13 protein-coding genes are annotated in these 14,609 nt (G+C 29.1%); all 13 read left to right on the forward strand.

Annotated features, from left to right (window positions below):
- Positions 1–53: 53 nt before the first annotated feature.
- The gene (locus CLOAM_RS03160) at positions 54–1,091 is read left to right on the forward strand and encodes an ATP-grasp domain-containing protein (protein WP_015424409.1); all 1,038 of its coding nucleotides are present in this window, start codon (positions 54–56) and stop codon (positions 1,089–1,091) included.
- A 26-nt stretch (positions 1,092–1,117) separates the two neighbouring features.
- Positions 1,118–2,170 carry a glycosyltransferase family 4 protein gene (locus CLOAM_RS03165; protein ID WP_083774675.1) on the forward strand — a complete coding sequence of 351 codons (1,053 nt, stop codon included), beginning with the start codon at positions 1,118–1,120 and terminating at the stop codon, positions 2,168–2,170.
- Between the two features lie 93 nt (positions 2,171–2,263).
- On the forward strand, positions 2,264–3,319 hold the full coding sequence (locus CLOAM_RS03170) for an ATP-grasp domain-containing protein (protein ID WP_015424411.1): 1,056 nt from the start codon (positions 2,264–2,266) through the stop codon (positions 3,317–3,319).
- 19 nt (positions 3,320–3,338) lie between these two features.
- Positions 3,339–4,352 carry a polysaccharide deacetylase family protein gene (locus CLOAM_RS03175; RefSeq protein ID WP_044279198.1) on the forward strand — a complete coding sequence of 338 codons (1,014 nt, stop codon included), beginning with the start codon at positions 3,339–3,341 and terminating at the stop codon, positions 4,350–4,352.
- 5 nt (positions 4,353–4,357) lie between these two features.
- Positions 4,358–6,196, forward strand: coding sequence for a class II glutamine amidotransferase domain-containing protein (locus tag CLOAM_RS03180; RefSeq protein WP_015424413.1), 1,839 nt, complete (start codon positions 4,358–4,360; stop codon positions 6,194–6,196).
- Complete coding sequence (locus CLOAM_RS03185) at positions 6,193–7,146, forward strand: glycosyltransferase (RefSeq protein ID WP_015424414.1); 954 nt, start codon at positions 6,193–6,195, stop codon at positions 7,144–7,146. Before CLOAM_RS03180 ends, CLOAM_RS03185 begins: the two co-directional genes overlap by 4 nt.
- Before the next feature lie 246 nt (positions 7,147–7,392).
- Positions 7,393–8,544, forward strand: a complete 1,152-nt coding sequence (locus CLOAM_RS03190; RefSeq protein WP_015424416.1) for a carboxylate--amine ligase — start codon at positions 7,393–7,395, stop codon at positions 8,542–8,544.
- Positions 8,541–9,731, forward strand: a complete 1,191-nt coding sequence (locus tag CLOAM_RS09015) for a DegT/DnrJ/EryC1/StrS family aminotransferase (RefSeq protein WP_015424417.1) — start codon at positions 8,541–8,543, stop codon at positions 9,729–9,731. The genes CLOAM_RS03190 and CLOAM_RS09015 overlap by 4 nt, the downstream gene beginning before the upstream one ends.
- Positions 9,732–10,820 (forward strand): DUF354 domain-containing protein, encoded by a 1,089-nt coding sequence (locus CLOAM_RS03200; RefSeq protein ID WP_015424418.1) that lies wholly within the window; start codon positions 9,732–9,734, stop codon positions 10,818–10,820.
- Between the two features lie 124 nt (positions 10,821–10,944).
- Positions 10,945–12,093 (forward strand): non-hydrolyzing UDP-N-acetylglucosamine 2-epimerase, encoded by a 1,149-nt coding sequence (gene wecB, locus CLOAM_RS03205; RefSeq protein ID WP_015424419.1) that lies wholly within the window; start codon positions 10,945–10,947, stop codon positions 12,091–12,093.
- Positions 12,094–12,238: 145 nt separating this feature from the next.
- The gene (locus tag CLOAM_RS03210) at positions 12,239–12,607 is read left to right on the forward strand and encodes a GxxExxY protein (protein WP_015424420.1); all 369 of its coding nucleotides are present in this window, start codon (positions 12,239–12,241) and stop codon (positions 12,605–12,607) included.
- Positions 12,608–12,642: 35 nt separating this feature from the next.
- A complete protein-coding gene (locus CLOAM_RS03215; RefSeq protein WP_015424421.1) occupies positions 12,643–13,674 on the forward strand; it encodes a hypothetical protein in 1,032 nt (343 codons plus the stop codon).
- Positions 13,671–14,588 (forward strand): polysaccharide deacetylase family protein, encoded by a 918-nt coding sequence (locus CLOAM_RS03220; protein WP_015424422.1) that lies wholly within the window; start codon positions 13,671–13,673, stop codon positions 14,586–14,588. The genes CLOAM_RS03215 and CLOAM_RS03220 overlap by 4 nt, the downstream gene beginning before the upstream one ends.
- Positions 14,589–14,609 lie beyond the last annotated feature (21 nt).

Consider the following 14,609-nt stretch of genomic DNA (forward strand, 5'->3'; position numbering starts at 1 on the left):
TAAATGAACATCAATTAATGTTTATAATTATTTATGATAAATAATAGAAAGAAATGCTAGTCGGTATTCATATTAATCATAAAAAGAGTTTAACACCATTTAGTAAAGGATATATAGATATTCTTGAATATAATAATATTGATTTTAAAATATTGGATATTCAAGATGATCAATTCTGGAAAAAATTTGAACGACTTGATGCTTTTATTTTTCAGGTTGGGCACACTTCTGATATGTTACAAATAGCTGATTCATTTATGCCAATCATCTATAATTATGTCAAGATTCCAGTATTTCCTAATTTTAATACTTTATGGCATTTTGATAATAAAATTAAGCAACATTATCTTGCTAATTACTTTAATTTGAAATTTGTTGATTCCAAGGTATTTTGGGACAAAAAGTTAGCAATAAACTGGATAAAAGAAACAAATTTTCCATTGGTTATGAAATTACGAGGCGGTGCTGGTTCTACTAATGTAACCATATTACGGAATCCTAACCAAGCCAGGCATTTAATTAATAAAGCATTTTCAGAAGGAATAAAGGATTCATCTTTTCCTGGAACTTGGAAAGTGAAATATTTTCCCATAAAAAAATATATACATAATAGGATGATTTGGGCTAAAAGAAAACTTTTAAGAGAAGACACAAGTTCATATTGGATGATAAGTAAGAACTATGTATATTACCAAAAATATTTGCCCAATAATAATTTTGATACAAGGGTAACAGTAATTGGAGATAGGGCTTTTGCTTTTAGAAGATTTAATCGTACTAGAGATTTTAGAGCTTCTGGAAGTGGAAAAATTGATTATGATATGGATTCCATTGATAAAAGAATGATTAAAATTGCTTTAGAAACATCAGAAGAATGCGGATTTCAGTGTATGGCTTATGATTTTTTATATGATGATGAAAATCCTGTTATTTGTGAAATTAGCTATACTTATGTAGATCATGCTGTATATAAGTGTCCAGGATACTGGGATAAAACTTTAATCTGGCACAGCGGGCATTATATGCCTCAATATTTTATCTTGAAAGATTTGCTTAATGTAAATCTGGTTCATCCTAATAATCAATATTAGAATTATTCGTGGATTATTTTATTGATATGCATAAAGTAATTCATTTCGTAAGTTCTCTTAAGCAAGGGGGGGCAGAAAGACAAGTAGCCACGATAATAAATTATTCAAAAGGGATAAATAATAATTTATGTACTATACATGAATTGGAGAGTAATTATTTGGTTGATACTAATAATAAGGTGATTAAATTAAAAAGTAAATATAATTTAGCAAGAATCATAGAATTACATAAAATTATCAAATCAGAAAAACCAAATTTTATTTATGCTTGGGGTGTTTTACCTTTTATTATATCTTCATTTTCAATTATTGGCACTTCTACTAAAGTTATTAATGGTAGTATTAGACACGGTATATTCAAAAAAACATTTAGTGGTTATTTAAGAATGTCTTTATTACATATATCCAAATATATAATTGCAAATTCATACGCAGGATTAAAAGCAAATAGATTGCATAGAGGTTATGTTTTATATAATGGAGTTGATCCAAAATTTGATAGAAGTCGTTGGAAAAATAGGAATCAAGCTAATAATTTTACAGCAGAAATAATATTAATTTCTATCGCTAATTTAGTTCCTTATAAGGATTATTTAACTGTTTTTAAAGTATTGAAACTTTTGAAGGAGGAAGGATATAAGTTCAAATACCAAATAATTGGAGATGGACCTTTAAGGTCAAAATTTGATTTGGCTGTTAACGATATGGAACTTAAAGAAAATATTGAATTTTTAGGAAAAGTAGATGATCCTGAGAAATACTTATTTCAAGCTGATATATTCATACATTCATCTAAAGGAGAAGGATGTTCAAATGCTATTTTGGAAGCGATGTATATGGGATTACCTATTATTGCTTCTAATACTGGTGGAACTTCTGAAATTGTAAAAAATAATGCAATTTTATTTGAATACAAAGACATTAATTCCTTATATTGTGGTTTAAAAAAATTAATTCAAAATCCAGAGCTTAGGTTCCTAATGGGAAATCAGTCCTATAATATAATCCAACAAAGATTTACTACAGAAGTAATGGTTGCTAACTATGAGAATATAATCCGCAACATAGTTATTAAGTAACTTCAAAATATATTGGAAAACGGGAAAAGGAAATTTATCAGTAATACATAGGATTTTACTCATTTATTAGCTAATAAGCTATATGGAGACATAATGACAAATATAAAAGTTGGTATAATTAGAAATGAACTATCCAATACTGCCGATGATTGGATTATAGCTTGTAATAATAGAAATATTGATTATCAAGTAATTGATCTAAGCGCAAATAATTGGTTGGAACAAGTGAGAAAAGATAATTTTGTTTTTTACCTAATACAACCTCCTGGTTCTTATGAAAGATTTAAAACAATGTTTGATGAGCGTCTGTATATAATTTGTAATGAGTTTAGATTAAAAACATTTCCCAGTTTTACAGAAAGTATTATTTATGAGAATAAGAAGATGCTTAGTTATTACTTAAATGCTCATAATATACCACATCCGGAAACATTCATATTTTATAATTATGATGAAGCAAAAAACTTTGTAGATAATACTGAATTGCCATTTGTAGCAAAAACTTCTATTGGTGCTTCCGGCTCAGGTGTAAAAATTATTAGAAAATATAATGAAGCATTACGATATATAAATGATGCTTTTAAAAGTAAAGGAATTAGAAGAAGATTTGGACCCAACAGGGTTACAGGTTCACCTCAGAAATGGGCAAAAAAATCAATAAGAGAACCAAGTTATTTTTTAAAGAGATTAAAATATTATCTTGAGATAAATAGAAATACTCAGTTTGGATATGTAATATTTCAAACCTTCATTCCCCATAATTATGAATGGAGAATAGTTAAAATAGGTGAGTTCTATTTTGCTCATAAAAAAATTAAAATTAAAGATAAAGCAAGCGGTGCCAAAGTAAAACAATTTGGATTTCCTGATATTTCTGTAATGGATTTTGTAGAGGATTTATGTAATCAGAATAATTTTAATTGCGTTTGTTTGGATATTTTTGAATCTGGCACAGGATTTCTTGTTAATGAAATACAATGTGTTTTTGGGATACCTTATGGTTATTTAAGTAAAGTAAATGATAAGATAGGAAGGTTTGTTAAACATCAGGGAACTTGGACCTTTGAAGAGGGTGATTTCACCCAAAATAATTGTTGTGATCTAAAACTTGAAATTGCACTTAAATTGTATTTTGAAAATAAGCTATAATTGTATATTAGGTTATCTTATGAAGGACAGCAGAAAAATTTATAAATTTATAAGAGCTCACATCGGGAGCACACAAAAAGCATATTTAAGCAAAGCCGTTTTTGATTTTTCTAATAAACCTTTTGTCTATAAAAAGAATGAAAAAGAAAATAATAATTTTCCTGCTGATTTTGAAGGTGGATTATGTATATCTGCCGATTTTGAAATGGCTTGGGCTTTCAGATATTCAAAAAGAAAAGTTGATCCTTTGAAAATGGCAAACAAAGAACGAGAAAATATTCCAGTGCTACTAAAACTTTTTGCTAAATATAATATACCAATAACTTGGGCAACAGTTGGTCATCTTATGCTTGAATCCTGTAATAAAGGCGATCATAATTGGATGCATAGAATTCCATACTTTGACGATCATTGGCGTTTCTCTTCCGGTGATTGGTTTGACGATGATCCATATTCTAATTATCAAAAAGATAGCGCTTGGTATGCTCCAGATTTAATGGAATTGATATTAAAATCTGATGTGAAACATGAAATCGGGTGTCATACCTTTTCTCATATTGATTGTTCATATAAGAACTGTCCTCCTCAAGTGTTAGATGATGAATTAACTGCTTGGAAAAAAGCTGCTTCTAAATGGGGGGTGGAGCTAAATTCTTTTGTATTTCCAGGGGGAACAGCTGGAAACTATGAAATTCTTAAGAAACACAATGTTAAAATATATCGCAGGAATATGAATTTTGATCTTGCATATCCTATTATTGATCAATATGGTTTACTTTTTTTACCTTCTACTTCGTCATTTGGGAAAAGTTATAATTGGTCAGCTGATTATTATATATACAGATATAAGAAAATGATTGATAAAGCGATTAAAACAAAAACAATTGCTCATATCTGGTTCCATCCCTCTATTGATTCCTGGACGATTTCAGAAGTTATGCCGTCTGTATTGATATATGCAGCAGATCTCAGGGAAGCTGGTAAACTTTGGATTGGGACGATGAATTCTATGGCTAACTTATTGGGAAATTAATAAATATGGCTGGAATTATAGGAATTGTGTCGCTTAAAGGTGAGTTATTATTTAAAGAAGAGAAAATGCTTAACCGTATGCTTGATATTTTAAAAACTAACAAAAAACAAATATATGAATTATACCGGGACTTATATGTTTTTTGTGCTACGGTTCTTCCTTTATCATCATCTGAACCAGATCATTTAATAATAAACGAAGAACTTGAAATAGTTTTAGCTCTTGAAGGTTATATATTTATACCGAAAGAAATGAAAAATGAACTAAATACCATATACTCAACTTTAAATAAAAATAATGATTATGAATATATACCCTATCTATATAAAAAATATGGCAATAAAATATTAGAAATTATTAATGGAAGTTATAATCTTTTTTTATATGACAAGAAATCCGGAAAATGTCTTTTAGCTAATGATCGCTTTGGCTTTTATCCCCTATACTATTATTATAATAATAAATATTTAATCTTCAGTTCAAAAATAGAAGGCATATTATCATCTGGTTATATGTCTAAAATTGAGTTTGATAATGTTACTATAGCAGAACATTTATTTTTTGGTTATCCTATAACTGATAACACATATATAAAAGATGTGTTTACTCTTCCTAATGCGACGTTATTAGAAATTGAATATGGCAAGATGAAACAGAGTAAGTATTGGCAAATAGGTAACGATTATAACACAAGTCATTTATCCAAAAATCAAAGTTTTGAAGCAATTAATTTTGCCTTAGATAATGCTATAAAAAAATATTCCTCTTTAAGTAACAAAATTGCCTTCTCAATTACTGGTGGTTGGGATACCAGAGTTGTTTTATCATATTTGATGCCCGATTATAGAGATCAATTATATTGCTATTCTTTTGGATCATTAGATTCATTAGATATTATTGTTCCCCAATTAATAACCAAAGCTGAGAACTTGCAATATACACCTTATATTTTAGATAATCAATATTTGGAAAGAAACTTTCTAACTGAAGCAAAGAACACAATTGAACTTTCCAGCGGAACCAGGAATTATAAACGAACTCATTATTTATATACAATTAAAAATTTAGCTATACATTCAAAATATTTATTATCAGGCATTTTCGGAGACGAAGTGTTAAAATATGGTAGACCAAAAGGCGGAACAGTTATTAACGAAAATGCAATAGCTATGATAACAAGTAATTTTTCCAGTGAATTAGTAGGGCAAAATTATGCAAATTCACCAATCTTTGAAATACCCGTTTTTTCCAATTTGCAATGTCTAAAAGATTTTAAATATAGAATTGATCGCGTAAAATGTTTGTTTGAAGATTATGATCAATTACAGGATAAATATTTGGCTTTCCGGTTTGAAATAAATCTCAGAAAATATTTTGGCAATGAAGCTAGTAGTTATAACGATTATTTTTTATGCCTTTCTCCTTTTATAGATTATGAATTTATAAAAACCTGGTTAACAACTATCTATGCGGGAAATTTATTCCCTTTTAAAAAACCATCTTTAAAAACCAAACAACTATCTATAGAATTATATACAAAATTGGTAATGAATAATTATCCTTCATTATCTGTCTACCCCTCAACCAGAGGTTTTAGTATAGCAGATTATTTATCTTTAAAAGGTAAATTGAAGATATTTTACCTTAAATATATCAAAAAATCTAAATATAGCGTAGATGCTTTTTTTACGAGAGATACTGATAGTATATTTTATAATAATCTGTTAAAGAACATTCCGTCTGAAATTAAATACATTAATAATATTCCGAAAGAATCTTATTTCTCTTCTGATATTCTCTCTCTAACTTATTGGATAAATACAATTAAAGAACGTTATTTATGAATATCTTGTTTGTATGTAGCGGAAATTCTCCAAAGTTTGATATTTCTCCTTTTATAAATGCACAGGCAGAATCATTAAGAAAATTGGGGCACACAATAGATTATTACCTTATTAAAGGGAAAGGTATTGGGGGATATATCTCAAATATTCCAAAATTAAAAAGTTTTATTAATAAGGGTAATTATGATATTATTCATGCTCATTATTCTTTTTGTGGAGTTGTAAGCTCATTATCAACAAAGAAAAGAGTTATTTGCTCACTAATGGGAAGTGATGTAAAAGAATCCGGGTTATGGAGATTATTAATTAGATATTTTATCAAGCATAAATGGCAGAAAACAATTGCTAAGTCCGAGGATATGAAAAAAGAAATGGGAATTGATAAAATTGTAGTAATTCCTAATGGAGTTGATTTGGAAATTTTTAAGCCATTGGACAAAAATGAATGCAGAAAGAAAATTGGCTGGAAGCAGGACGGTAAAATCGTTCTTTTTGGTGCCGATCCCAACAGAAAAGTTAAAAATTTCTCACTGGCAAAATCTTCTTATAATATGCTTATAGAAAGAGATCCAAAACTTATATCAATGAAAATTGAATTGATTACACTAGGTTCTATTGCACACGAAATTATTCCCCTTTATCTAAATGCTTGTGATGTGCTTTTGTTGACATCAAAATGGGAAGGTTCACCGAATATAATTAAAGAAGCGAAGGCGTGTAATATTCCTATAGTATGTACCGATGTTGGGGATGTTAGATGGCTTCTTGATGGAGTGGATGGCTGCTATATAACTTCTCAAAATCCTAATGATATTGCAGATAAATTACATAGAGCTTTAAGTTTTAATAAAAGAACTACAGGACGAGAGAAATTAATACAGCTAGGACTGGATTCCACAATTATTGCCCAAAGAATCATAGAAATTTATGAGAATGTTCTTAATAAATAGTATAATAGTTAGAGGTGTTCTGAAACTAAAATATGGTTATCAGACAGTTCATATAAGCCAATCTATGAAGCGATCTTCCATAGAGGATACATTTTTGTATATCTGAAATCAGCAAGAATGGAGTTTTTTATAGTTGTGAGAAACAATCATCGTCTTGGATGAAATAAAATTAATAATAAAGACAATATTGAGATAAGTAATTTATATATTTTATGATTAAAACAGAAAGATAAGGTAGAATATAAAGTGCAAAAAAAACCTGGTGCTTTAATTATTGAAGGGCATGTTCAGGGATTAGCAAATACCCGACTTTTGGGACAAGCTGACATCCCTGTAATTGTCGTAGATAAAGAAAATTGTGTTGCTAAATATTCAAAATATTGTAAAGCATTTTATAAATGCCCCGATTATCTTAGTGATGATTTTATTGATTTCTTGATCCGCTTAAACAAAGCATTTAATTTAACTAATTGGCTTTTGCTCCCCTCCAATGATCATGCAGTTTATAATATATCTCAACATAAAGACACTCTTTCCCAGTATTATAAAGTTATTACAGAAAATATAGAAGTAATAGAAAATATTTATAATAAACGAAAGCTTCTTCAAATTGCCGATAAGGCGGGAATTCCTATTCCTGCAACAATTATGCCAGAATTGGAAAATCCCAGGATAGTGGACTTAAGATATCCTATTCTGATAAAAGGTAATCAAGGACTTAATTTCTATAAGCGGTTTAAACACAAGGCGTTTATTATTAAAACTCCGGATGAATTAATCAATATTTGGGAAAAGGAACTGAAAGAAGCTAAACCAGAAGAATATTTAATTCAAGAAGTTATCCCTAATGTACATAAGACCGTTTCTGTAACTGTTTTTGCAGAAAAAGGAACTGTCTATACATATTGGATGGGGGTTAAGGTTCGTGAACATCCTGTAACTTTTGGAACTGCTACTTGTGCAAAGAGTGTCTTTGATGAAGAAATGTTGAACCTTAGTAAACAACTTATCCAAGCATTAAATTATACGGGAGTCTGTGAGATTGAATGGCTAAGAGATAGTAGGGATAAAATTCCTAAACTTATTGAAATTAATGCCAGAACTTGGCTGTGGGTAGGACTCTCAGCTAAATGCGGTATTAATTATCCCAAAATTATATATGATTATATGTATGATGGAAAGATCCCTCAGGTAACAGATTATTTAAAAGATAAAATATGGCTTAATATCTATACTGATTTCGTCTACTCTGTAATAAATATCTTTAAAAAACTTGATAAACCTATAAATGTCTTAAAAACATACAGACATTTTCAGGAAGCATGTTGGGATATTAAAGATCCTATTCCTTTCGTAAAGTATGGACTTATGATAAATAAGTTTATAAAAAATAGATGATACCTTACTATTCTCCTCATTTTTCTGTAGCTGATCTTTTAAAAACGATATTTTGTAAAAATGCCGAAGATAAATTATGTAATTATTTTAAAAAATTGACTGGTAAGAAATATGTATTGATTACTTCATCCTGTAGGAGTGCACTATATTTAGCTTATCAATCTATTGAGAAAAAAGGTATTGTTCATACCTCACCTTTAACCTGTAAAGTTTCATTATTACCAATTATAGCTTCAGGGAATCAAATATATTTTAATGATATAAAAAAAGATGATTGGACAATTGATCCATCAACAATCCCAGCGTCTATATCAAAAAAAAGCGTAGCAATTCAAGCTATACACTTCGGAGGTTTCCCTTGTGATATGCGTTCATTAAGGAAAATAGCTAACGATTATAAACTTATTCTTATTGAAGATTGTGCTCAGGGTTTTGGCAGTTTTAATAATAAAATAATTTCAGGAAGTTTTGGTGATATTTCTTGTTTTTCTCTCACAAAAAATCTTTATGGGATAGGTGGAGGTATATTTGCAACTAATAATGAAGAATGGTTTAATAAAGCACAAAAAATACAAATGTCATTTCCTAGAGAAAAATATTATAAAATATTTTATAGAATACTTTCTAGTGCTTTATTATCCTCTAATTTATTTATTATATATAATGTGTTAAAAAAAATAAATTATATTTATGTGAGTATTTATCACCATTTAAATAATAATATAAAAAATCAAATGTCTGTAGAACTTCGTAAAGAATTAATAAAACCCCCTAGACTTTATTCAAAATATTTTGTCGTTAGATTACAAAAAATGTTAAAATTAATTGACAAACGAAAATCTATAGCTAATTTAATTAAAATACAATTAAATAAATCAAAATATATTTTTCAATATTCAGATAATAATATATCGTCTTACGCTAAATTATATACAGTAAATCAAGATTATCAATCTGTTAATCTTATTAGGTTATTAAGAAAAGATGGGATTGAGTGTATGCATTTATCTCATAAGTTTGGTGAATTATATCAAAAAAAATTAATTCCCCAATTTGAAATAGATAGAAAAGCTTATAAAAATTACTCTTTAATACATGATAATTTGCTTAGTATTCCTTTGAATGAGAGCATGACTGCTGAACTATTGAATAAAATGATTTCAATTTTAAAAAGAAGAGGCATCTAATTGAATAATCATATTATGATTGAAATTGGACATCCAGCTCATGTTCATTTATTTAAACATCTATGTTGGGAATTAGAAAAAAAGGGGTGGAAAGTTTTATTTATTACTCAAGACAAGGATTGTGCAATATCACTATTAAAATATTATAGATTGCCTTATTTAATATTTGGAGTTAATCAAAAAGAAATATATAAAAAAATTATCTCTCTTCCTAAATTAACATTAAAGATGATAAAAATTGCACAAAATTTTAAACCGGATATTTTTTTTAGTAGAGTATCCCCTTATTCAGGGTATACGAGTTTTTTATTAAAGAAACCGCATATAACATTGACTGATACCGAGAATGTGAGATTACTTGATTTAATTTCTGAGCCTTTTGCTACTGTAGTTTTAACATCAGATTCCTATTATCGTAATCATGGATCAAAACAAATCAGATTCCCTGGCTATAAGGAACTCGCATATTTACATCCTAATGTATTTACTCCGGATGAAAGAGTATTAGAAATGTTAGAAGTAAAAAAAGGAGAAAAATATGCAATTGTACGATTTGTTGCCTGGAATGCCCATCATGATATAGGTCATAAGGGTATTTCTTATGAGAATAAAATCAAATTAGTTAATACATTATCAAAACACTTACGAGTTTTTATATCTTCAGAAACGGAATTACCAGATGAGTTAAAAAAGTATAAAATTAATATTCCTCCCGAACAAATGCATAATGCTTTAGCTTTTGCTCATCTATTTATTGGAGAAAGTAGTACAATGGCTTCTGAGAGTGCAGTTCTCGGTACCCCTTCTTTTTACATAAATGATAGCCAATTAGGCTATACAAATGATTTAGCTAAATATGAATTGCTATACACTTATACAGAATCAGAACAAGATCAAATACAAGCTATAGAAAAAGCAGAAGAAATTGCTACGAACATTTATGCTAAACAAGAACTTATAACCAAAAGAAATAATTTACTTGCCGATAAAATTGATGTTACTGAATTCTTGGTTTGGTTTGTGGAAAATTATCCTGAATCGGTAAAAGAGGTTAAGGCAAAGGATTTTGATTTTGGTAGATTTAAATAAAGCCACCGAAGCCACCGAAATCACCGAAACCACAGAAACAAACGAAAAAATATAAATAGGGGAAAAGAAATTATAAATTTGGAATGAATATGAAAATAAGAGCTAAGGAATTTGACAAGGCGTTATGAGATTGATTCATTTGATAGTAGGTGCAAGGCCTAATTTTATGAAAATGGCACCTCTTTATAGAGAATTATCGTTGTCTAGTAATAGATATGAACCCCAGATAATACATACAGGTCAGCATTATGATGAACAAATGTCCAAACTCTTTTTTAATGATTTAGCTATGCCTGAGCCATCTGCCTATTTAAATGTAGGTTCAGGAACACAGGGGAAACAGACAGCCAGAATAATAGAACGATATGAAGATTTGATTCTAGCAGGAGATAAACCAGATTTAGTTATAGTTGCGGGAGATGTAAATTCTACCATTGCCTGTGCGCTGGTAGCGAAGAAATTACAGATTCCGGTTGCTCATTTGGAAGCAGGGTTAAGAAGTTATGATGAACAAATGCCAGAGGAAATAAATAGGGTCTTAACGGATAGAATATCTGATATTCTGCTAACACCATCTCTTGATGCAAATGAGAATCTAATAAAAGAAGGGATAAATCCAGAGAAGATTCATTTTGTTGGGAATATAATGATTGACTCTTTAATTAGACACCAAAAGAAAGCAGAATTATCTGATATTTTTGATAAACTAACTATGAGTCAAGATGAAAGTTATGCCTTAGTTACTTTACATAGACCTTCCAATGTTGATGAATGTGATGGATTAAAGATGCTGCTGACTTCTTTAATAGAGATTGGAAAGCATATAAAGATAATTTTTCCAATGCATCCCAGGACTAAGAAGAACATTCAAAATTTTGGTTTATCAAATTATGTGAATTCCAGTAAAAATATTATCTTTACCGAGCCCTTGGGATATTTTGATTTTCTTAAATTGGAAATGAATGCAAAATTGATTTTAACTGACTCTGGTGGAGTTCAAGAAGAATCAACCTATTTTAGAGTGCCCTGTTTAACTTTAAGAGAAAATACAGAAAGACCGATCACAATATCAGAAGGAACGAATCAGCTGGTAGATTTGAATGTTACAAGTATTGTGAATAAATCCTTGGAAATTACTGAAGGAAAAGTAAAGCAAGGGAAAATACCTAAACATTGGGATGGAAAAACGGCTGAAAGAGTAGTAATGGTCTTGGATAAATGGTTTGAGGAAAGAGATAAAGCCACCGATAGCACCGAAAGCACCGAAAAATAATTAACAATGCAAAAGTTTAAGCCACCGAGAACACCGAAGGCACCGAAAAATGATTAACAATACAAAAATTTAAGCCACCGAGAACACCGAAGGTACCGAATAATTTTTATAATGTTAAAGTAAGGGGAGAGAAGGTAAAAAAAATATGATATATGAGATGGAGCTGAGTGATAGAATTATTGGTTGTGCAATTGCTGTTCACAAAGAGCTTGGAGCCGGATATTTGGAAAAAGTATATGAACGAGCTTTATGTGTAGAATTTCAATATCAAGATATTAGTTATGTTTATCAGGTTCCTATACCAGTTTTTTATAGAGATAAAATTGTTGGAGATTATATTGATGATATTATTGTAAAAGGTAAAATTATACTGGAGCTCAAAGCTTGTAATATAATTCATTCAATGCATTGCGCACAAATAATAAATTATCTAAGTGCAAGAGGGATCAAAGTAGGATATATCTTAAACTTTGGCAATGAGGTAAAATTAGAATTTAAGAGAATAGTCCATTAAACTATTTTTCAATTACTTTATAATGTAGAGATTTTATGTTTTATCTAAAGAATAATGAAATAGATGAATTTGTTGAATTTAATAAGAAAATGTATCCTTTGCGTAGAGGATTGGAAGAGAGTATTCTTTACAAATTACATCATCCATATATAAGCAGAACTGATGATACTTTCTATCCTATAATAGTAGCAAAAGATAAAAATGAAAGATTTATTGGACAGTTTCAAAGAATTCCTTGTAAATACTATATAGATGGAGAACTCTTTGATGCCTTTTGGGGAATGGATTATATTGTAGAAGAGGCATCAAGAGGAAGCGCTGCAGGTGTGTTTCTTGCTAAAAAAGCACTTAAAGATGATCATTTTGGTATGGGTTTATCACCGATATCGTTCAAACTACATTTACTTCTTGGAGAAAAGCATATAAGTGATTATTATAAGTACATACGATTTAGGTCGTTATCTAATCTTTTGAAATTTGCAATATCTATAGTAATAAAACATCCTTTACGATCTCGTACCATAAGTGATTATTATCCGAATATAATTAATATTGGAGGTGTTTGTTTTCAAAAGAAAAGTAATCCTTCTGATATAAACTGGGAATTTGAAAATAATAATTATATAGAGTTTTCAAGAGATAAAGAATTTTTGTCTTGGAGATTTGGTTCTTATCCTAAAGTTTTTACTACATACACTTATGGTGATGAATCAGGAACTAAGGCGTATTTTATTATTAGAAATGTTATCTGGAAAGGATTTCCGTTTTTGTTACTCGTAGATTATAAGTATAGAGGAAATACTTTACAACCATTGCTGAAGGCAGTTAGTAAGATTTTAAAAAAATCACATAATTATGGGATCATAACTTTGAGTTCTTTTTCTGATGTTGACAGAGCATTAAAACATAATCATTATATTAAATTTGGCTCTAATGGCCAAATAGTTACTAATGTAAAAATAAATCTTTCAAAACAACAAATAAAACAGAGGAAATCAATATTTGTAACATTTGCTGATTCCGATGCTGATTTTTTCTATGGTAATAAGGATTGGTATGAATTATGAATTATAGTATTGTTGTTATGTTTCACGAAATACATAGTAGCGTATGGTTTAATGAAGTATTAGTGCATTTGGGAAAGAAATATAAATTCGTAAATGCTGATCAACTTTATGAAAATATCCATTCTACTGGTTTGTGTCATATTACTTTTGATGATGGACACAGGAGTTTCTTTGAAAATGCTTATCCAGTATTATATGAATTACAAATTCCTGCAACTTTATTTGTATCTCCTAAAGTTATAGAAGAAGAAACAAATTATTGGTTTCAAAGTGTAAGAAAATTAAATAATAATGATTTTCATCAATATGTTTGCAAGAAAGTATCATATAGATTTAGTAACCCTATAACAGATTTTTCGGTTTATTCAATACTAAAATCAATTCCTGTTAAGATTATCCTGGAACTTATTGAGAATTATGAAAGTGAGAATAGGATTGAAGAAGAACCATATATGAATATAACAAAAGAACAATTGATAGAACTAAATAATTCCGGTCTAGTTGAAATTGGCTCTCATACAAATAACCACCCTATCTTAATAAATGAATCAGATAAGGTTTCTGAATTGGAAATAAAAGATTCAATAAAAATGTTAGAAGATATGATTGGTCATAATATAGATTATTTTGCTTTTCCCAATGGACAGCCAGGTCTTGATTTTGGAGAAAGAGAGATAAGAATTCTAAATGAAATAGGTATAAAACTGGCATTTTCTACTTCTTCCCAAAAAATTTATGGTAAAATTAATAATTATATGGTTCCAAGGATTGGTATATCTAAAGGGAATAACTTTTATATTGATAATAAAATTAGATTTGCTAAACAATGGTCACAATTAAGGAGCATAAGCCATAGAAATACGGAAGGTAAAGAAAGAAAGCGCCTTAAGTCAATGTTATTATTAGACCAATAGAAATCATATAAATGAAGGATA

The organism is Candidatus Cloacimonas acidaminovorans str. Evry, from assembly GCF_000146065.2.
Taxonomy (GTDB): Bacteria; Cloacimonadota; Cloacimonadia; order Cloacimonadales; family Cloacimonadaceae; genus Cloacimonas; species Cloacimonas acidaminivorans.